Here is a 20763-nt window from a genome sequence, read left to right as displayed (position 1 = left end):
TGTTGCCGGCACAGCGCTGCCCGCCGTGTGCCACGGCCGGTCCCATCGCACAACCCCACTGTCGGTCAGGGACGTTGCAGCCGGTTCGCGTCCGATCCGTCGCCCCGACAGGAGTGCGCCCCCCGTGCCCACCCCCTCCGCCCCTCCCACCTCCGCCGAGTCTCCGCCCCCCAAGCAGCGCTCGATCCTGCTCGACCTGGCCTTCCTGCGCCTGTGGACGGGCGCCACCGCATCGGGCTTGGCTACCTGGGCCCTGCCCTTCGTCCTCGGCCTCGCCGTCTTGGACCGGACCCTGACGGCCACCGACCTCGGCCTGCTGCTCGCGGCGCGCACCGTTGGGTTCCTCGCCGCAGTGCCCGTGGCCGGGGTGCTGGCCGACCGGCACTCCCGCCGGGGCGTCGTGCTGTGGGCGGGGCTCGCCGCCGGAGCCGCAGCGCCGGTGATCGCCGTCGGCCTGGACCGCTCGGTGCTGCTGATGGCGGCAGCCGCCGCGGTGGCGGGAGCGGGCCAGGGCGCCTGCCGACCTGCCTTCCAGGCCCTGACCGCCGAGGTGGTCGATGCCGGTCGCAGGCAGCAGGCCAACGCCGCCATGACCCTGGCGGTGCGGGTCACCACGCTCGTGGGCCCCTTTCTGGCGGCGCTGCTCGCCGTCTTCTGGGACACCTGGGCACTACTGGTGGGCATCGGGCTGCTCTGGCTGGCCGCGGCCTGCGTGCCCGGACGGGGCGCACGGCCGGGGGTTGCGAACGACGCGTCAGAGCCCTCGGCCGGGACGGGCATGGTGTCCTTCCTGGCCGAATTCACAGAGGGCGTACGCGAGGCACGCAGGCACCCCTGGTTTCTCGCCGGCCTGGGCGCACTGACCGCCGTCATAGCCACCGGCTACTCCGCGACCGGCGTCGCCCTCCCCATGGTCAGCCGCGACGAATACGGAACCGAGGTCGTCCTGGCGGGCGTGATGACCGCCTACACCGCCGGAGCGCTGGGCGGTGCGCTGCTCATCGCCCGCTGGCGCCCCCGCTCCCCCGGCTGGGCCGCCCTGGCCGGCCTGGCCGGCTACGGATTCGCCCCTCTCAGCCTGGTGTTCCCCGTGCACCCAGCCGTCGTGATGGCCGCTTACGCCCTCGCGGGCATCGGCATCGAACTGTTCAACGTGCCGTGGTTCACTGCCGCCCAACGCGAGGTCGCCCCAGACAAACTGGCCCGGGTCTCCTCCCTGGACTTCCTGCTCTCCTACGGCCTCGCCCCGGTCGGCCTCGCCGTCATCGCCCCCGCCATCGACACCTTCGGCACCACTGCGGTCCTCGCGGGCTGCGCGGTCGTCTGCTTCGCGGCACCAGCCACCGCCGCCCTCGTCCCCAGCACCCGCACCTTCTCCCGGACCCCCGCCCGCCGCGACAGCCCCTGACCGCCGCGGCGAAGAACGCCCCCGGTGGGACGACCCGTAGACATGCACGCACCCGGTCGGTACCCCGTTGGCGACAGAACCCCCGCCTGCGGCCCGGGCATCGCCCCGGCCCCCGTACCTCAGAAACGTGTCCGAAGGGCACGCGAACTGCCCTCCCACGACAGGGCGGTCATCCTCACCCGCCACGAGCACGCCGGCGAGCTTCGTACCCCCACCAAGTCCGCACCTGGCGCGATGGCGTCCCGGTCCACTTGCACGCGGACAGCATCGACACCGGCGGGGTGTCCCACCGGCTGGTCCCGTACGAAGCCCCGACAGGCAGCTTGCCGCATCCCCATCATGCGAGGTGGCACTGATATGTACGCCCGTCGGCCCGGAGTCCGCCGTACGGCAAGGTGCCCGCCGGGGCCGGCTACAGGTGCAGCCCCCCATGGTTCACGGTGAACCACCTCTCCCCAAAAAAGGTGTGCGATTACGCGCACGCCCCGCGCCGGTTGCCCCGGTGCGCTACGGCCGCGACTCGGCCTTCGCCCGTTCGGCGGTTGCCGTCCCAGCCTGGACAGTGGTCATCACGCATCAGCGGCCACGCGGTAGCCCGCAGGCTCATGAGAGTTGCGCGCTGCCGCGTTCATGGCGTGGCGGCTTCTGGTCTTACCTTGGCTGGACCGCTAGTTAGTCGTCGCCGGCCAGTTCCCGCATGGGGCCGGAGTCCAGAACTCGGGCGGTGAAGGCCGCCAATTTGGCTCGCAGCCTTTCGCGTGGCACACGCTCGTTGCCAGCTAGGTGCTCGACAAGATCGGCCCTGACGGCGGCGAGCAGGGCGTGGGCGGTGAAGTCGCTGTCGGTCAGGCCCGGAATTCGCGCCAGCATGGTGTCGAGCAGGTTGTGCCAATGCTCGTAATGCTCCGCTCGGTACGGGCTGCCGTTCCCGGTTTCCTCCAGGGCCAGCGCGAGGCGGCGGTTGTCGAGTTTGAAGCACAGGAGGGCGTCAAGCAGGGCAGGCACGCGCTGTTGGGGCGGGGTGGTGGGGCCCAGGGGCGGCGGCCCGGCTTCGACGGCCTCCTTGACCGGTTCGAGCCGCGCTGCGTACAGCGCGCGGAGCAGACCCGGGCGGTCGCCGAAGGCCCGGAAAAGCGTGCCTTTGCCGACACCGGCCTCCGCTGCGATGGCGGCCAGGGTGACGCCGTCCGGGCTGTCGCAGCGGGCAAAGAGGGCGTCGGCGGCTGCGAGGAGGGCCTGCCGGTTGCGGGCAGCATCCTTGCGGGGCTTGCGCTCGGGCATGCTCTCCTCCATTTGCGAAGCGGACCACGGGTCCGTATCGTTAAGCGGACCGAGGGTCCGCATTCTTTGGATGGAGGATACCCATGTCCGCACCGACTTCTCCGACCGACCTCTACCGCCACAGCCTGCGGCTGCTGCTGGATAAGGACATTCCCGCGTGGGTCGGCCTGTGGGCCGAGGACGGCTCCATGGAGTTCCCTTTCGCGCCTGACGGTTCGCCGAAGCGTCTGGAGAACAGGGAAGCCATCGCCGCGTACATGCGCCACTACCCGGACCACATCGATCTGCATGATTTCCCCGAGCTGTTGATCCACCAGACCACCGCCCCGGAGACCATCGTGGTCGAGATGCGCGGCGTCGGCCGTCTCGTGCAGGGCGACCGCCCCTTCGACATGACCTACATCGCCGTCGTCACGGTTCAGGACGGGCGCTTCACGTCGTACCGCGACTACTGGAACCCCCTCGCGGTTCTCGACACCGACTTCACCGGGAGCAACCGATGACAACCACCGGCACCACTTTGGTCATCGGCGCCACCGGCACCACCGGCAGCCGCACCGCCGCGCAGCTGGCAGCCGCCGGCCACCGAGTCAAGGCCGCCAGCCGCCGCGCCACTCCGGTCCCCGGCGCCGAGCCGGTCGCCTTCGACTGGTACGACCCCGCCACCCACGCCGCCGCCCTCGACGAAGCCGACCGCGTCTACCTGATCCCACCCGTGGGCGACGCCGACCCGGCGGCGATCATGCTGCCGTTTCTCCGGCAGGCCCGCACTGCCGGAGTGCACCGTGCGGTGCTCCTCAGTTCCTCGGCCATCCCCGAGGGCAGCCCGACGGTGGGCATAGTGCACCAGGCCCTGCCCGATCAGTTCCAACAGTGGGCGGTGCTGCGGCCCTCGTGGTTCATGCAGAACTTCACCGGCACGCACGCGCACGCCGTGAGCATCCGTGAAGAAGGCGCCCTTTGGACCGCGGCCGGGGGCGGCCGGGTCGGCTTCGTCGATGTTGAGGACATCGCGGCCGTCGCCGTCCACGCTCTGACCGACGCACATGCCCCCAACACCGACCTCGTCCTCACCGGGCCGGAAACGCTCAGCTACGACGACATCGCCACCACCATCACCCAGGTCACCGGCCGGCCCGTGCGCCACCACCGTTTGCCCTACGAACAGATGCGTGACCGCCTCGCGGCGCAACTGCCGCTGGAGTTCGCCTCGATGCTGGCCGGCATGGACCGTGCCATCGCCGAGGGGGCGGAGAACCGCACCACCGACACCGTCCAGCGCCTCACCGGACGACCCGCGGGCACCTTCCGCGCCCTTCTCGAACGAGAGAGTGAGTGAAGCAGCTCAACACGGGCTTCGTTGCCTGCTCGCCGCTTGGTCGCGGCTCCATCGACGGCACCGACACGCGTCCGCGCCAGTAGTCCGGCACCTTCGAGACGAAGGTCGTCGCAGTCGGTCAAGCGGCCTGGCCGAGGGCGGCGGCGGTCAGGTCCTGCTCACGCAGCGGGGTGAGGTCAGCATCGGGTTCTGGGTCGTACGCGTCGGGCCGGATGCCGAGTTCGTGGGTGCTGTACTCGCCGAACCGGTTGATGTGCTCGGTCAAGTACGGCGAGATGTGCGCCAGATCCTCCGGGTGTATCTCCCAGCCCTCCGCGCAGCTGCCGAACGATCTCCGCGATGTCCAGGGCACTGTGGAAGATCACCGCGTTCGTGAGCGGCGTGTTGCACTTCATCGCCTTCTCCTGCTCGATGAGGTCGTTGTCGGCGATGACGCCGCGGTTGCCGAAGCCGATCCACTGGGAGAACCGGTTGACCGACTCGACCTTGCATCGGCCGCCGCATCCTGACCGACCCCCGGCTTCCAGAGCGCGAAGCAGGAGTGCACACTGGACGACTACCAGGTCCGCCGCTACCCCGGCTGGCACCGCCACATGACCTTGGCCGTGACCGCCCACGCCTGCCTGACCATCCTGCGCGCCCGCCAGCTGGATACGGATAAAGCAGAAACGGACCCTCCCCGCTCATCCACTTCAGCCTCGGCGAGATCAGACGCCTGATCGCCCGCCTCACCGACCGTCGTCCCACCCCGGCCGACCACATCCTCCACTGGTCGCATGGCGCCGCAGACGACAACACCAAGCCCGCAACAGCCACTACAAACGACGCGGACATAGCCCATGACAACTGGCTTCCCTTCACCACAGACACCGTTGCAGTGCTAAGCACTAGACCGGCGCGCTTCCTCGTCCACGACATGGACAGTGACGATCGCCGGCCGGACGGGCCACGGAACGCACGCCAGGGCGAGCCGGATTGCAGTGGACCTGGTCGGCGGCATCACCCGGAACGACACGTAGTGCGACGCAGCCGAAGAGGGAGCGCCGCGTGCGCGTCTCCATCCCAGCCAGCTGGCCCTTCCACACAGTGCGTAGCCGCCGCACCGGGCCGGGAATCGCTCTCAACCAGGGCCGATGCCTCTCCTTGGAGGCGGCGCGCGCCAACACCACTGCTGTCACTTCCGTACCGCCTCATACGCCCGTACAGCACGTCCGACTGGCGTCGATGGCGCGCGATTGCACCGCGCCCCACGCCGTGTGCAGCACGGGATCAGCCCCAATGCGCTACGCGACGGCGCAGCGAAACTCCACTGGAGATGGACGGATGCTCTGTTCCACCGAGCACCACCCGGGAAGGCTCACCGACCGGGCTGGCTGGGTAGGTTATGGCGGCGGGTCGAGGAGCTTACTCAGATCACGCTGCGTGCCGCTGAAGCTGGCCGGATCTCGCCGGACGGTCGGCTGACGACCACGTTGAGCCTGCCGACCATCGGCCATTCACTATATGTGACAACCACCAGGTGGATAGGGTGCGGCGCAGCAGCGGGCAGGCGACCGGATCGGGGGACGGTAGGTGGGATGGCGCGAGGAGATCGCCTCGGCTCTCAGCGAGTGGATCGCCGTCGAAGGAGGTGCGGGAAGGCAGCCACGCTGGCAGCTCGTCGGGCGGGCGGCCCGGCGCGGTGATCCGGGCCAGTATGTGGTCGATCTCCGGGGCTCCGACATCGGACCAGAACAGCTGGACTCCCTGAGGCTGGCCGGACCAGACGATGACGGTATCGAGACCAAGGGCTTCGTTGTCTCCGAAGCCGTACAGAACGGCTCCCTGCTCACACTGCTAGTACCGCAGTTCGTTGAGAACGCCGACCCTCACCTGTGGATGCTCAAGCAGCCGCCCACCTTCCTGATCGAGGCCCTGCGTGACGGTATCGCGGGGCTGGGTGAACATCCCCTCGCTACCGCTCTCGCGACCGCGATGATCGGCGGCCCCTCGGCCCACGCCGTCGACCCGCCAGGCTTCCATCTTGCCCAGGCGGACGCCTACCGGGCGTGCCTCGGCGAAGGCGTCCACCTGGTGTGGGGGCCACCTGGCACAGGGAAGACCACCGTCCTCAAGCGGGCCATCGGCGATCTGATCGCCCAGGGTCGGCGTGTGCTGCTGGTGTCGGCGACGAACATCGCCGTGGACAACGCCCTCCTGGGTGTGGTGCGGGAGAAGCGCCACGAGTTTGGTGACATCGTTCGAGTGGGGCCGCCACACCTGCGCGAGGTGGCCGAGGACCCTTCCGTGTCCCTGCCTCTGATGGTCCGGTCCCGGCTGACGGAGGCAGCGGCACGGCGTGCGGAACTCGAGGCCGAACTCGTCGGCATCAGGGACCGGGCCCAACAGTTGACAGCGCTGGAAAGCAACCTTGCGGGATTCGACGCCCCGTCGTACTTCGCGGCGCTGAAGTTTGTGCGGACGCCCGGACAGGACGTGGCGGCGACGCAAGCCTGGGTAATCGAGGTGGAAGAGCAGCTCAGCCAAGCGGTCCAACGCCTGGACCACCTCGGGGAGGCCACCGGGACAGCACAGGCACGTCAGAGGGCCGCTGAGGCAGCGAAGGACCGCTGGCGCGAAGTCGACGACCTCTCGGAGGAGATCACCCGCGTGCGGGAAGCGGCGGGGAACAGTGAGGCCGACGCCCTGCTCGCGGACGACCACCGCCGTTCCCTGGAGCGGAGGCTTAAGGAACTTGAGGCGAAGGGCGCCGTCGGCAGGTGGCGACAGCGCGACACGATCACGGGCATTCAGGGCGAACTGGCGAGCGCCCGACGGGCGGCCACCGACGCCCGTATAGCAGCACAAGGGGCCCGCGCCACCGCGACCGCGCACATCGCCCGTCTCGGTGCCCGAGTCAACGCACTGGTCGAGACGATCCCGCTAACCCTGGACCAGATCGGTCGGCTCGAAGCCGACAACATGTCGCTCATGGCCGAGTGCAAGCAGGCTGAGCAGCAAGCGCTCGCCATCGAGCAAGAGGCGATCCGGGCCTCCGAAACCGCCGGCCGCGCCCGTAAGGCCCATGACTTGGCCGAACAGGCCGCCGAACGAGGTTGGCCGGCCCAGCATGATCGGGCCGAACGGCTACGTCCCGCTGTGGCCGCCGACCGCACCCGCCGCCCGGAGCTGGAGAAGCAATACCAGCTGGCTCAGGAAGGATACGAGCGACTCGCCCGCAACGCCCAGGGCGAGATCATCAAGTCCGCCAAGCTGGTCGCCACGACCCTGGCCCGGTTTCGCACCAACCGAACAGTCTTCGAGGGGCCGTACGACGTGGTCCTCATCGACGAGGCGGGTGCCGCAACCCTCCCCGAGGTCCTGCTTGCCACTGGCAAAGCAGACCGGGCGGCCGTCCTGCTCGGGGACTTCATGCAGCTCGGACCGGTGATCCCACCGGCCCTCGGCAACAGCGACCGTCCCGACATCGTGCGATGGTTGCACCCAGACGTCTTCCAGCACTGCGGCATTCACGAACCGTCGGACGCCGAGGCGCACCCGTCGTGCGTCACTCTCACCGAACAGCACCGTTTCGGTCCTGCCGTCATGCGTCTGGCAAACGATCTCGCGTACGGCGGTGTCCTTACGGGCGGCCCCCAGGTGCTGCGGGAGAGACCGGAAAACGACCCCGAAATCGTCCTCATCGACACCGACGGCCTGGACGGGCTGGCTCGCGCCCACCTGACCGGCAGCCGCAAAGGATGGTGGCCCGCCGGGTCGCTCATCACTCGGGCTCTGGTGGAACTCCATCGCGAGCAGGGCGAGGAGGCCGGCATCGTCACGCCGTACGGCGTCCAGGCCGAGGCGACCCTGGAGGCACTGCGCGACGTCGAAGACGCGGGGCGCCCGCTCGCGGAGGTCGGTACGGCCCACCGGTTCCAGGGCAGGGAGTTCGACGTCGTCGTCTTCGACACGGTGGAAGGCAGCGGCGACAGCCGCGAGCTATGGATGGCCCTCGCTCACCGGCAGCCGGGGGCCGACGCCTGGCACCGCAACGGCATCCGCCTGTTCAATGTGGCAGTGACCCGGACGAAGACCCGACTGTACGTCGTCGCTGGCGGAGCCCGCGTCAGGAACGCCAAGCCCGGAACGGCTCTGTCCCGGCTCGCCGCACTGATCGGGTCCCCGGGTGTTCGGGTCCTGAAGGCCAAGCACCTCATCGCTCCGCCGACGGCCCCGGTCCCACTTCGCGGCGAGTTCGGCACGGCTCTGGCCGAAGTGCTAGGTCGGCACGTGGAGGTGACCGACGTCCACGACGAGACGACCTTCTACGACACCTTCGCGGAGGAAATCAACCGAGCAAAGCGCTCTCTGTGGCTCTGGGCACCGTGGGTCGCAAAACGGCTCCGCTCCCTGTTGCCCGCCCTATCAGCCGCCGCCGACCGTGGCGTACGAATTACCGTCTTCATCCGCGACGACACAGACCAGTTGCAGCGCAAGTCTGCGAACCAGGCGCTGATCACGGATCTGCGCGCCGTGGCCCACACAGTGATCCCGATGAACGTCATGCACCAGAAGATCGCAGTCTTCGACGAGCAAACTGTGCTGCTCGGCAGCCTGAATGCGCTGTCCCAGAACTGGACGCGAGAGGTGATGGTTTCGATGCGCGGCGCGTACTTCGCCCGCAAGCTGCTCGCGCACGAGCACGCGGAGACCTTCGCCCACCCGCCGAAGTGCGGCCGGTGCCAGGGCACGGAGATCGAGATCCGGCGACGAAAAAACGGCAACTGGTTCTGGCGCTGCTACGCCATCGCGTGCAAGACGACCCCTTCCGGGCGTTCCAACGCCTGGACTCAGGGCATACACCTACGGGGCAACCGCTGAAGCTCCTTCGGTCCTCCCTCCAGTCACCACGGGGCTCCGCCGTGCCAGCCCCGTCGCCCGCTCCTCGTTGTCACGGGTGGTCTGCACGATCGCGATCTCGCTGGCCATACAACTACCCTCTGCCACTCGGTGTTACGCGAGCCCGCCTAGCCTGTTGGTACATCGCCGAAGGGCCGGGAACGGCGGTCGCGGGTGACGAGCACCGGGTCTTGCGCGGCCGTGCTGGTGCGACAAGGCGTCTCGACTTCGCTGATTGCCAGGGATGCAACGCTCGGGCCGGTGTCCTAGCAACCACATGAAACGCGCGGGTACCCGGAAGGTGCCTTCGGCGGTCATCCTTGTGGGGCAGCGCCCCGGGAACGGGCGGTCACGGTTAGCGAATCGGGCACGGCCAGCCACTGGACCGCCCCGCCCATTGCCGCAGACAAGGCATTCGCCCACGACGGGCAGGGAATAGCTCCGAAAGACTAGATAGATGCGCCGGGGCCATGCCAACGTACAACGAACCGTAAAACACCAAGCCAAACAGTGCTGGTGCTCGGTTGCGGTCACGATTTCGAGAATGCTCGGAATGACGCGCTGTATGAGTTGCACCTGCTCGCGTGGCCCTACTTGGGAGGCGTGTCTGTCCGAGTCGGCTATCCGATCCGTCCGTTTCACCTCACCCGCACTCTTCGCTCCTTGGCGGGCTAAATGTCCGATTCGACCAAACGGCGGCTGCCTATCTTGCCGTCTCCACCGAGATTTGCGTCGGCGCCTGCGCGGCCGGCCTGTTCGGCGAGGATCTCCTGCAACGTGGCCATAGCAGCGTCCGGGCCGTCCCCGCGAATATTGCGGTATATCCCGGCGCCACAACACGGCAAGCAGCACAGGCAAACTGGACTTCCGAGCGTCTCGCTTCGCGGAATCTCAACCGGATCACGGATGACTGCCTACTGGCGTTCGCTTACGATCACCGGTTGGCCAAACCGGCGATCGTCGCGACCATTGAGGAGTGAGCGGCAGCTGCGCTCGGCGGTGGAGCTGCTGTGGACGCCGTGGCGGCACCGGAACTCGGTGGTCGAAGAACAGGGTGCCGTCCTCGGCTGCACACATGACCGCGGTACCCACAGCTCAATCGCTACGGCACCTCGCCGAGGGAGATGCGCAATTAGCTGCCCGGCCGAAGAATTCCGGTGACGCGACCGAGAGCGTGGTGATGTGACCGCCGGCGGAAGCAAACGTGAGGGATCAAGGCTGAGGTCAGACCTCGGTGGTCCATTTTTTCGCCCATCGACGGGCGAGACAGTTCAGGAGGAGCGGTGACGCAGGTGACAAGTCGTGCGGAGTAGGCGGCGGCATCGCACTTCATGAGGATGAAGGAGCTGGCGCTCTATTTGGATGCATCGCCTTCCCGGCTCTACCAATACGGGACGCAGCTCGGTCTCCCTCGGTACGCGTTTGGCTGTGGTCGTACTACCAAGGTGCGTTATCGGCGCAGTGAGGTAGGTCGTTGGGTGAAGTCGCAGCGTGTCGAATAGCGGAAGGGCCGCTATGGAGGCCCCCGTGTCATGCTGGCACGTCCCCTCCAGCACGGCGATGAACCCCATTCGCCCAGCTGCCAGCAGTACGCACCGGAGTGAGGTGACGAACTGACACTGTGCTGGCAGGAGCAAATTCCGGTGGAGTTTCCCCACGAGGGGTCATGGGGCGATCAAGTACTTACCTCTCGGTAAGTGTGGAGAGTCGAATGGATTCGGCGAGGACGGTTTGCGCGCCCGCCGCGTCCATGAGACGTGCGGCCAGTGTCGCTTCGGCCAGACGAGGAGGGAGCGCCTCGCTGAACTTGAGACCGCGGATGGCGTAGTCAGCGACTTCAGGGAGGGCGAGGTTCGCCTGGGCGTCGCGCAGGGCTGCCTGCCAGCGCGAAGACGTGAGGTCCGCACGAAGTCGAATCCAGTCGCCGTTCGTTCGGCGGTGCGGAACGATGACGGAGGGGAGCGTGGCGGAAAGCGTGGCGTTCGCGCGGTGCCCGGCCCAGGTCCACCACCGGACGTCCCCGCCGTCACGCCGAACAATCAATGTTCCACCGGGGTGGACCGTGTCCAGGAGCGCTTCGCGTGCTTCGGCGAGGCGCAGGGAGGCCCGTTTGGTGAGACGTACCGGAGGGTCTTCTCCCAGCAGAACGTCCCTGGCCGCACGAGTGAGGGTGAATGAGCGGACGCGTTCGGCTCCGAACCCGTTCCAACGGGCGCGCCCGCCTTCGTCGGCCGGTTCCACGAAGCAGCGCTTGCGGTGCCAGTCGATGTAAGTCACCTGCCAGTTACGGCCCGCGAGTAGGAGTCGGCGGGGGCCTTCGATTTCTTCGGTGAGCAGGTCGGGGTCGGTGCGACCAATCTCGGTGCGGCCGTTGAACACGGTGAACTCAGGGGGCGCGGTGAAAACGGCGGTGAGAGTCATGCAGTGTCGGTGCCCGTAGCGTCGCTCGGCCTCGGGACCGATGAAGAGTAGACCGTCGTCACGGTCGAGATAGCCCTCTTGGATGAGGTGATTGACGACAGGTTCGGCTCCCGCACGAAACGGGGTGAGTCCGTTCCACCACTGCTGCCAGAGATGTTCGCCGACTCGGTGCTCCTGGAGGCACAGTGCGAGAAGCTGCTGGGCGATCAGATGACGCGGCTCCGGCGGAGCGAGGACGGATTCGACCCAGCCACGGGACCACTGCAGGAGCAGGGCGGCCGAGGAGAGCAGGGCCTCCTCACTCACCGCGAGGAACAGGCAGTTGCGGAGGGTGCCCGGCCTGCGGCCGGTCCGTCCGATGCGCTGAAGGAACGAAGCGACGGTCGCGGGGGCATCCAGTTGGATCACTCGGTCCAAGTCGCCTACGTCAATGCCGAGTTCGAGCGTGCTGGTGGAGACGATGACACAGTCCCGAGCCTCGGCGAAGGCCGTTTCGGCACGGCGTCGTTCGTCGACGGAGAGGGAGGCGTGGGAGAGGAAGGTGATGATCCCTCTCAGACGGAGCTGTTCGCCGAGTTCCTCGACGGTGCGGCGGCTCTCGCAGAAGACGAGTCGTTTCTCGCCGCGGTGCAGTGCGGCGATGACGGTGGCGGCGTTGGAGACGGAGCCCACGTAATCGAGTTCGATATCCCCAGGAGGAGACGCGGAGGCCGTCCCCTCCGCCACGCGGCGGAGGGACTCGCGCTCCCCGTCCGCCAGATGGGGAGCGATGACCTGGCCCGGGCGGGTTCCGTGTCCGGACCCCTGGAGCCAGGTCAGCAGGTCGTCGGGGTTTCCGACGGTAGCGGACAGTCCGATCCGCTGGAGCGGGCGCCCGGCGACGCGCGCGAGTCGTTCCAGTACGGCCAACAGATGCCAGCCTCGGTCGTCACCGGCGAAGGCATGGACTTCGTCGATGACGATGCTGTGCAGGCCACTGAAGAAGGCGTGGTGGTCGACATGGGTACTCACCAGCATGGATTCCAGCGATTCCGGAGTGGTGAGCAGGATGTCGGGCCGCTGGGTCAGGATGCGGCGCCGTTTTGTGCTCGCGATGTCACCGTGCCATAGCCCGACGGTTCGGCCCAGCCAGCCGGCGTAAGTCTGCAGACGCGGATGGAGATTGTTCAGGAGCGCCTTGAGTGGACATACGTACAGCACGCTGGTGCCCTTCCAGCCCCGCTGGTTCATACGTGTCAGCAGAGGGAACGCGGCGGCCTCCGTCTTCCCGCCGGCGGTGGGGGCTAGGAGCACCGCGTCCTGACCGCTCAGGAGGGGGTCGATGGCCTGTTCCTGCAAGGGGTGCAGAGAGCGCCAACCGAGGGAGTTGACGATGTGGTGCCCCAAGACCGGATCGAGGAGATCGAATGCGGCTGCCGGGGTGGTCACGGCAGTTCCAGCGCGATGTCTCCGGCGCCGGTGGCCGCGCTGCGTTCGGTCTCGCTGAGTTCGGCGCTGTTCAGCGTGAGGGAGTAGTGCAGACGGGGATCGAAGTCCTCGAATTCATCGACGCGGTCCAGTACATCGGCAACGAGTTTGCGCAGGTAAAGACGGGGTGCAATGCCAACTTTGCCACCGAGGGAGCCGGTGAGCGCGGCGGCGAGTTCGTCGAGGTAGGCGTCATCAACCCGGGCGGCGACAATGTCGGGGTGCTGGGCACCGCCCACGTACAGGTCGCGTACCTTGCGGCCGAGGTCGCCGAGTGAGGCCAAGTCGAAACCGGGCAGGCGCAGTTGCACGGCGCGTGGGGAGTCAAAGCGGGGATCGGTGGTGAAGTCGGTCGCCAGGCGCTGGGCGAGCGGGGCGAGACGTTGCACGCCCTGCTGCCCGTCATAGAAGGCAGGGGTGCCGGTGATGACAAGGAAGAGGCCCGGAAATCGCCCGGCGTCGATCTCGTCGAGAAGCTGGCGGAGCGCGTTGAGGGACTTCTCGCGGACGTCGCCGCGTACTCGTTGCAGAGTTTCCACTTCGTCGAGAACGAGCAGCAGCCCCGGATGGCCGCAGTCACGCAGGACGGTCAGCAGCCCCTGCAGGAATCCGAGGGCGGCGAAGTGGTCGAGGTCGCCACGGATGCCGGCGGCCCGCTTCGCGGAAGCGGCGACCGAACGCTGTCCCGCCAGCCAGGCAATGAGTGCTTCGGCGTGGGCACCGTTGCCGTCCGCGACGGCTTGACGGTAGCCGCGCAAGGCGGCGGAAAACGCGGGGGTAGTGCGGGCGACGTCGGCGAGTCTGCGTTCCAGAAGCTCGTCGACAGCCCCGGCCAGAGCGTTCTCGTCGTCGTCGCCGACCTCGCCGGTGCCGAGAACCTCTTCCTCCAACGCGTAAAACCAGGAATCGACGATGGCACGGAGCGCGGAAGGCTCATGTGTAGCGGTGGTGAGGCGCTCAACGAGCCGCCGGTAGACCGTTTCGAGACGGTGCAGCGGCGTCTCGGTCTCGGAGATCTGCACCTCGCTGATCGCGAGCCCTCGCCGCTTGGCGCGCTCCGCGAGCCAGCGGGCGAAGAACGTCTTGCCCGAGCCGTACTCACCACGCAGTGCGTGGAAGGCGGCCCCGCCTCGCGTGACGGTGTCCAGGTCGCCGTCAAGGCTGGCCTCGAAGCGTTGCAGGCCGACGGCGAACAGGCCGAGGCCCGCGTGCGGCACGGTGCCGCGTCGCAGGGCGTTGATGACGTCCTTGCGCCGCGCGGCGCTGACGTCGGGGGTGCTCATGATGTGTCTCCCAGGAACTGCTGCTGGAGCAGTGCCTTGTCGAGCTGGACGGTGCGGCCCGACTCCACCAGCCGGAGCACGGCGTAGCCGTCCACGTTGAGAAGGCGTTCCAGGACGGTCGCAAAACGTTCGGGGTTGCGCTGTGACTTGCCGGTGGCGGCTTGGGCCGCGGTGGCCACCGCGCCGGGCGACAGCTTCCCGCCCGCGCCGACCAGCGCGTCGATGACGGCGGCGACGGCCCGCTCGGGCGGCGCGAGGCGAACGAACTCACGCTGTGCTTCGTAGGCGTCACTCTGCACGGTTCGCTCGCCTAGCGTGCCCTGGCCGGGAAGCAGGAACATCCCCGGGGCCGGCTGCTCGGAAGGAGCAGGCACCGGCTCGTCGGGGCTGGTGTGCCGAGCAGCACCCGGCACGCTACCCAGCCACCAGTCGGGCTGGGTGCGCTCGGTCGGCAGCAGGGTCCAGCCGGACGGGACTGGCCCTTCGGCGGGCACCAGAGCGATCACCGGGATGACAACCTCGGCGAGCGAGACCCCGCCGTGGTATCCGGCCTTCCGGGCGGTGTAGCGCAGGTCCTCGCGCCAGGGCGCGGTGACCCGGCCTCCCGAGGTAAGCACGCGCGGGCCGACCAACTCCACCTCGCCGGCTCGCGCCGCTCCCGTACGCCAGCGGGCCCCGCCTACCCCGCCGGCCTCCGGCTGCCGATGATCGCGAGGTGAGCGGTCCAGAACGTGACCGTGGTCTGAGACGAGAAGGACAGGGCGACCGTAGTCGCGTGCCGCGTTCAGCAGATCGGGCAGCTTGGCGATGTCGTCGATCCGCCACCGGCCACGTGCCGCCTCCCGGCCGTCGTCCAGGGCGTCGTCGATGGTGTTGAGCACGACGCCGACCACATCGTCGGAGGCTAGGGCCCGCACCAGCTCGGGGCTGAGACGGTGCCCGGGAAGCCCTTCGAACCCGCCCTTGTGAAACAGTTGGGCCGCACGCCGCCGCTTCTTCCAGAAGGTCTCGAAGCCGGTGCGCTCAACGCTCTGCCCGCCCTCGGTGGCCTTCCCACACAGCAGGGAAGTCCTGCTGATCCTGGTGACGGACGGGATCATGGACACTGCTGCCTGGCGGGTGGCCTCACGGCCGGCGCCGGATTTCGGTACCACTTCGGTCCATACGCGGCGGTCCAGCTCGGCTGCCAGGTGGACGGCAACATCCGCGCTCATCCCGTCTAGGACGAGGATCAGCGGTCGGCCGCCGTCGCGGGCGAGCGGGGCTGCGGCTTCGCCCAGGACGTCCTCGATGAGCAGGGCGCCACCGGGGGCCTGCTGCGAGGCCGTCTCGGTCCACAGGGCGAGCGCGCGGGCGAACTCTGCGTCCAGGGCGTCCCGGCGCTTGCGTACGGCCTTGATGAGCCGGTGGTAGGAGTCGGAGAGGGCCGCGTCGCGCGAGGTGTCGCCCTCGGCGAGCACGCCGACCGCCAGGTCGACCCAGGCGGTCGACGCCAGGTGCTCCCGTGCCGCTTGGGAGACCGAAGTCACCTGTGGCTTCGGCCCGTTCAGCCAGCGAACCAACCGGACCGCGGTGCGCGCACGGTCGGTGGATTCGGCGTTCAGAGCGGCGAGATAGTGGTCGGTCAAATCACGGAGGGCGGCCTCGGCGTCTGGCGCGCGCCCGTGCAGAGCGGTGGTGAGGGACTGTAGCCGGGCGCGGTATCCGGAGGGCAGAAAGCGATCCGCGCCGATCAGCTCGACCAGGCGGGAATCCGCGGCAAGATGGTCGGCGCGTTCGAGGACGGCCAGAACACGGTCGCGGGCCTCGCGACGGTGCGTTCCGGTGCCCTCGGCCTGCGCGATCCAACGGGTGACAACGCCGGTCGCCGCGTCGGCGAACGGCCTGAGCGCGGCGAACGAGGACAGCGCACTGCCGAACAAGGTGCCGAGTGCGAAACCCGCGGCCTCCGCGGAACTGGAGGTGAGCGCGGCCGACGCGAGGACTCCCAGGGGAAGCGCGTCGCGTCCACGGCCATCACCGGCCAGCGCGAGCAAAGTGGGAGCCGCAGAGCCCACGGTCTTCCCGAGCCAGGTTCCGAGCCCCGCTCGTTCGGTGGGGGGGAGAGCCGCGAACAGCGCCGGTCCGGCCGGTCCGCGGGTCCATGCGAACAAGGTGTCCGCGTCGAGATCAAGGGTGTTGGCCTGGATGTCGCCCAGCTTAAGCCGGGCGGCGATCAGCGCCTGGATCGCCCGGTCCCGCGTCAGTACGGCACCGCTGTGCGGCCAGCCGTCGACCGGTTCAGCCTCAAGGAGGGCATCGAGCAGCCAGGCCTCGCCGACCATACGGGTGTCGAGGTCGGTGGCCCCGAAGAGCTGCTTGACGATGTCCGCCCGGTTGACAGTGAGAGGCCGACGGCGCACGGCATGGGCACGGACATCCCAGCCGAGCTGGTCGGCTGGAACTCCGCTGGTAACGACCAGCACGCTGTCGCCGTCCCGGGCCGAGTCTTCGCCGTCGCCCAGGTCTGCTCCGCTCCCGCTAGCGAGATGGCGCTGCCAGGCGTCGGCAATTCCCAAAGGGGAGTCCTGGCCGGTGACCCGGATGCGCCTGTTCGCGCCGGCGACGCGGAGCGTGAACTCGCTGTCCTGCTCGCCTCCCTCGAACACGGCGTCGACCAGGACCAGGCGCCTTCCATCGGCGGCCGGGAGCTCCGACTCAAGGAGGACCTCGATGGCACGCCGCCCGACGGCCGGCCGGGCCGCCATCAGTCGGAATCCTTCAACGCTTCTTCGCCATCGTGCACCGCACGCCAAACGATCTCAACCGGCACCTCGGGGTGCGCGCTGCGGAACGCCTCGATCTCCCGCCGCACGGCGGCCAGTTCACTGCCAAGGGCGGCTTCCAGGGCAGTCGGTCCGGGAGAGAGGAGTCTCCTGGCGGCCTGCATCCGGACCGAGTCCACCTGCATCCCGTCGTGGTCGCCGCCGCCGGAGGCGGGTGAGGCGTCCGCGTCGGACAGCCGCACAGGGTGTGTGGACGGCACCGGAGGGCTGCCGCCTTCTCCCAAGGAGATCTGCCCGGCGGTGGAAGAGGGCGGTGTCGGGTTGGCCGGAGCGGGGGCCCGCTCCACCTTGAGGGCCGCATCCACGATAGCCAGCGCGGTCTCCCTGACCGAGGAGAGAGCGGGTACCAGCGAGCGCTCGAACTCCGAAGCGCGGGCCGCCTCCTCGATCTGGACCAGGAGTCGCCGGGCACGGTCACCCACCGAATCGTCCCGGCCGGACAGGTCGCGGACACTGCCGAGCAGCCGCCAGTCAGTGCCGTCCAGTGCGGCAAGCACATCGACGGCGGTGTTCATCGTGGTGGACAGATCCCGGTCCGTGCTGTCGTACGAGGCGGCGGCGAGTTCCCGCACCAAACCGGTCGCGTCCTTGCCGTGCAGGCCGATCCTAGCCAGCAGGCTGTTGGCCTCGCGCAGCAGGCCGGTGCGCGGGTGCGGCTGTGCGTCACCCAGCCCCAGCAGGTCGGCATGGCGGTCGAGCGAGGCACGCACCCCGCCCACGGCCTTCTCGTAAACCTCGGCCTTCTCCCTGACCTCTTCGGCGAGCTTGTTCACGGTGCGGGCGTACTTCGCAGGCTTGGACGAAATTCCGAACAAACGCCCAGCACGGTCCCGGGCCTGCGCGTAATCGTCGTCGCTCGGCAACGGCTGCGAGCGCAGCGCCCAGCCGGGTCCGATCTCGGCCAGCGCCGGTGCTGCCTGTGCGGGACCAGAGTGGTACTCCCAGGCCCGGTCGTCGAGCAGGGCGTACGTGGCGATGATCAAGTTGGTGGTCTGCTTCTCCAGGCCGCTGTAGCCCAGATCCTTCACGATCCACCGGCGGATGTCCTCTACCGGGAGAACCGAGGTGTCCCGGGTCTCCTCGTCGCGCCCGGCGGCCTGGTTGACACGGGTGCGCCAGTCTGCGCGCAGGACCAACGGCCCGTCGTGGACACTGCCCAGCTCCAGCGGCTCGGCGATCCGCTTGACGGTCCTGAGCTGGTGGTCGTCGACCTCGACCCGGCCGCCGTCGTCCATGGCCCTGGTGATCCACTCCAGCGTGGTCTTGATCTCGCCGGGGGTGACGGCTTTCGGCTGCCCCGTCCGTGGGTCGTTACCGAAGTCGGGGTGCTGGGGGTGGAGAGCGGCGAACAAACCGTCGGCGAGATGCCGCACATTGTCAGCGAAGGTCTTTCCACCCTCGGGTTGAGGGTGCCGGAACTTCGGTTCAAGGGACAGCACATGTTCCCCGTCGGGGACCTCAGCGCCGCGGGTGCCCTCCTTGACGGTCGCGATGCCATACACCTCGGCGAGCGCGCCGGTCAGCGTACGGGTGAGGGTTTCCCGGCCGACCTCCAGCTGGCGGCGGGCCTTGGCCCGGTCGTCCGGCGGGTAGTTACGGGTGTACTCGGCCAGCCGGTCGCGTTCGAGGAGGAACAAGATCCGCATCAGCCGGCCCAGTTGGGCCTTGCGCTGTTCGGAGAAGAAGTCCGGCAGCCACACCAGGGTCGGCGCCTCGTGGCCGGCCTTGATGAGGTCCTTCACCCGCTGGTAGTCATAGCTGGGGAAGAAGGTGTCCTCGTCGAAGGGGTAGTCGATGACAAACCGGATGTTGCCCTCGGTGGCCGGGGCGAACTGCTCGTCCGGCACGTCGCGGGGATCTCGGACATTGCCGAAGACAAACTCAGCGGTCCGCCTGGTCCCTCGCCAGATGATCTCCTTCTCGGCGAGAATTCGGCCGTCCTTGACGCCGAGCACTTCCCAGAGCCGGTCGCGCAGCCACACCCGGCGCACCCCGGCCTTGTCCTCGCCGGCGGCCGCTTCGAGTAGTGGTTCCACATCCAGATCGGACAGGTGCAGGGAGAAAACGGGATCGCCTTCGCCCTCGGAGCGCAACTCGGTGGGGAACTCTGCCTGGAGCGCCCGCATCCGGTCGATGACCTTGTCCTTGACGGGTACGGTCCGCGAACGCACCGACCCGTGGTTCAGCGCGGCGAGACGGCCCCCGGTCAGCCGGCGCAGCGCGGGCACGTCGGGCGCGAGCGCGGCGAGCAGCAGTGTCTTGACGAACCGGTCATCGGCCAGGAAGTCCGGGTGATCGGCCGACCCGTACTTCTCCAGGAGGTGGTGGCGTGCCCGGCCGTGGAAGAGCCGGGCGGATTCCGCCTCGTGCTTCAGCTTGTCGGTGAAGGCTGCCCCGGTGCCGTCCACCAGGACGTCCCACAGGTCACCGAGCGGAATCAGCTGTCCGACGGCGGCACCAGCATTCTTCTCCAGGAGCTGCTGGACCAGCTTCAAACCGGTGCGTTCTCGCTGTAGCGCGCCGGACAGCGCGACCAGGACATTGAGGAGGGCGGGCGAGAGCGGGTAGACGGACCGGAAGTCTTCCCAGGTCGCCTGGGTGGCACCGCTCCCGTCCAGCAGGACGTCCTTGACGAGCTGACCGGACTTGTCGATACCGGCAAATGCCCGGTCCAGGACGGCTTCCTGCCCCGAACGGGGCTTGAGGACCCGCTCCCTGATGATGTCGGGGAGGTTGCGGTCCTCCAGGTTGACGACGCTGACGCGCTCCTTCAGGTACTCAAGTGCCTGCTCCATGTTCTTCACGTCAGAGCCGAGGATGTCGGAGCCGACCAGCTGCGAGAGATCGCGCTGACGCGAAATGAACGAGATGATCGGCACCGGCCGGTCGGGATTGGCGGACTCGATCAGTTTGACCAGCTTTTGGATCTCGTCGTTGACGAAGGTCCGCTCCCGCATCCGCGCCTGGAGCCACAGGATCAGCTCGTCCAGGAAGAGCACCACACCGTCGTAGCCGAGATCCCGCGCGTGCTTGCTGATCGCGCTCAGCCCGTCGTCCAGCGATACGAAGGAGGCGGCGACGCCCTGCGCGTTGCTCGTGTACGACTTCAGCGGCCCGTTGACCAGCGCCGCCACCAGGGTGTCACGGCGTTTGTCGCCGGGGGGCGCGGCGAAGGCGGCGTCCAGCAGCTCGCCCGTCCAGGCGGAGGCCGGGACGAAACCGATCGGCGAGAGGCCCTCCCCCTCGTCGTTCGTGGCGACGGGGGGCGTGGTGGCAGGGACCGCGGACGGCAGCAGGCGTACGAAGGCATCGTCGCCGAGGATCTGCCGTATGGTGCGGGCGTCGGCGAGCAGGAAGTCCGCCTTGTACACGGGCGGGACCGGGGCATCGGGATGCAGGGCCTGCACCATCTTCACATAGCCGTGGAGCAGCGCGGAGTCCAAATTCACGGCACCGACCAAGTGGTACGGCACCATGAGGAACTTTTTGCCCGGCAGCCAGTCATCATGCTCGGCGACCGCCTCGCGCAGCCGCGGCTTGGCGCGCACCGCGGGCTCCCCGTTGAGCACCGCGTGCAGCACGGTGAGGAAGTGGCTCTTACCGGCGCCGAACGATCCGTGCAGATAGGCAGCGTGCGACTTGTTCTTCTTCACCGCGCTGCGGACCAGGCGCAGCGCGGTGTCGAACTCTTTCCGCAGCTGCTCGGTGACGACGTACTCCTCGACCGAACCCGCGGCGGAACCTCTGAAACCCATCGACAGTTCGACCTTGAAGTCGCCGGCGAGGACGTCCTCCTTGATGTCGAGGACGTCCCTCAGCGTCTCACTGCCCCTGGCCATCAGCCGCTCCCGCTCCTTC

At 68.3% G+C, this 20763-nt stretch carries 10 protein-coding genes and 2 pseudogenes; 5 read left to right on the top strand and 7 right to left on the bottom strand.

The features are described from left to right. Window positions 1-124 precede the first annotated feature (124 nt). Window positions 125-1408 (top strand): MFS transporter, encoded by a 1284-nt coding sequence (locus tag FHS42_RS22820; protein WP_184574813.1) that lies wholly within the window; start codon window positions 125-127, stop codon window positions 1406-1408. Between the two features lie 672 nt (window positions 1409-2080). Here the strand turns inward: FHS42_RS22820 and FHS42_RS22815 are convergent. Next, on the bottom strand, window positions 2081-2689 hold the full coding sequence (locus tag FHS42_RS22815) for a TetR/AcrR family transcriptional regulator (RefSeq protein ID WP_184574811.1): 609 nt from the start codon (window positions 2687-2689) through the stop codon (window positions 2081-2083). 83 nt (window positions 2690-2772) lie between these two features. Here FHS42_RS22815 and FHS42_RS22810 point away from each other — a divergent pair, with 83 nt between their 5' ends. Next, window positions 2773-3192 carry a nuclear transport factor 2 family protein gene (locus FHS42_RS22810; protein WP_184574809.1) on the top strand — a complete coding sequence of 140 codons (420 nt, stop codon included), beginning with the start codon at window positions 2773-2775 and terminating at the stop codon, window positions 3190-3192. Continuing rightward, window positions 3189-4028 (top strand): NmrA family NAD(P)-binding protein, encoded by an 840-nt coding sequence (locus tag FHS42_RS22805; RefSeq protein ID WP_184574807.1) that lies wholly within the window; start codon window positions 3189-3191, stop codon window positions 4026-4028. Before FHS42_RS22810 ends, FHS42_RS22805 begins: the two co-directional genes overlap by 4 nt. Window positions 4029-4146: 118 nt before the next feature. Here the strand turns inward: FHS42_RS22805 and FHS42_RS37380 are convergent, their stop codons facing one another. Continuing rightward, complete coding sequence (locus FHS42_RS37380) at window positions 4147-4293, bottom strand: hypothetical protein (RefSeq protein ID WP_246495223.1); 147 nt, start codon at window positions 4291-4293, stop codon at window positions 4147-4149. Between the two features lie 27 nt (window positions 4294-4320). Beyond that, window positions 4321-4615: pseudogene (locus FHS42_RS39185) on the bottom strand (Tn3 family transposase); the annotation flags it as partial. Between FHS42_RS39185 and FHS42_RS22795 the strand changes: the two are divergent. Both FHS42_RS22795 and FHS42_RS22790 read left to right on the top strand, forming a co-directional pair. Then, window positions 4550-4747, top strand: a pseudogene (locus FHS42_RS22795) (IS701 family transposase); the annotation flags it as partial. The pseudogenes FHS42_RS39185 and FHS42_RS22795 sit on opposite strands and share 66 nt — an antisense overlap. A gap of 853 nt (window positions 4748-5600) precedes the next feature. Continuing rightward, window positions 5601-8891 (top strand): AAA domain-containing protein, encoded by a 3291-nt coding sequence (locus FHS42_RS22790; RefSeq protein WP_184574803.1) that lies wholly within the window; start codon window positions 5601-5603, stop codon window positions 8889-8891. A 1701-nt stretch (window positions 8892-10592) separates the two neighbouring features. Here the strand turns inward: FHS42_RS22790 and FHS42_RS22785 are convergent. Genes FHS42_RS22785 through FHS42_RS22770 form a run of 4 tightly spaced genes read right to left on the bottom strand, consistent with a single transcriptional unit; the run spans window position 10593 to window position 20744 of the window. Further along, window positions 10593-12758, bottom strand: coding sequence for a DEAD/DEAH box helicase (locus tag FHS42_RS22785; protein ID WP_184574801.1), 2166 nt, complete (start codon window positions 12756-12758; stop codon window positions 10593-10595). Beyond that, entirely contained in the window at window positions 12755-14080 is a 1326-nt protein-coding gene (gene brxD / locus FHS42_RS22780; protein ID WP_184574799.1) for a BREX system ATP-binding protein BrxD, read from the bottom strand. The genes FHS42_RS22785 and brxD overlap by 4 nt, the downstream gene beginning before the upstream one ends. Further along, window positions 14077-16827 carry a BREX-2 system phosphatase PglZ gene (pglZ, locus tag FHS42_RS22775; protein ID WP_184574797.1) on the bottom strand — a complete coding sequence of 917 codons (2751 nt, stop codon included), beginning with the start codon at window positions 16825-16827 and terminating at the stop codon, window positions 14077-14079. The genes brxD and pglZ overlap by 4 nt, the downstream gene beginning before the upstream one ends. Next, entirely contained in the window at window positions 16827-20744 is a 3918-nt protein-coding gene (locus FHS42_RS22770) for a DUF6079 family protein (protein WP_184574795.1), read from the bottom strand. The genes pglZ and FHS42_RS22770 overlap by 1 nt, the downstream gene beginning before the upstream one ends. Window positions 20745-20763: the final 19 nt, after the last annotated feature.

The sequence above is a fragment of the Streptomyces zagrosensis genome (assembly GCF_014203645.1).
GTDB lineage: Bacteria > Actinomycetota > Actinomycetes > Streptomycetales > Streptomycetaceae > Streptomyces > Streptomyces zagrosensis.
Note: the sequence above shows the minus strand (reverse complement) of the source record. Positions and strands in the feature narration are given on the sequence as shown.

What these genes read in the sequence shown, in the direction of transcription:
- FHS42_RS22810 (WP_184574809.1), top strand. Translation starts at nt 2,773, where the DNA reads ATGTCCGCACCGACTTCTCCGACCGACCTCTACCGCCACAGCCTGCGG.
- FHS42_RS22805 (WP_184574807.1), top strand. Translation starts at nt 3,189, where the DNA reads ATGACAACCACCGGCACCACTTTGGTCATCGGCGCCACCGGCACCACC.
- FHS42_RS22815 (WP_184574811.1), bottom strand. Translation starts at nt 2,689, where the DNA reads ATGCCCGAGCGCAAGCCCCGCAAGGATGCTGCCCGCAACCGGCAGGCC.
- pglZ (WP_184574797.1), bottom strand. Translation starts at nt 16,827, where the DNA reads ATGGCGGCCCGGCCGGCCGTCGGGCGGCGTGCCATCGAGGTCCTCCTT.
- brxD (WP_184574799.1), bottom strand. Translation starts at nt 14,080, where the DNA reads ATGAGCACCCCCGACGTCAGCGCCGCGCGGCGCAAGGACGTCATCAAC.
- FHS42_RS22770 (WP_184574795.1), bottom strand. Translation starts at nt 20,744, where the DNA reads ATGGCCAGGGGCAGTGAGACGCTGAGGGACGTCCTCGACATCAAGGAG.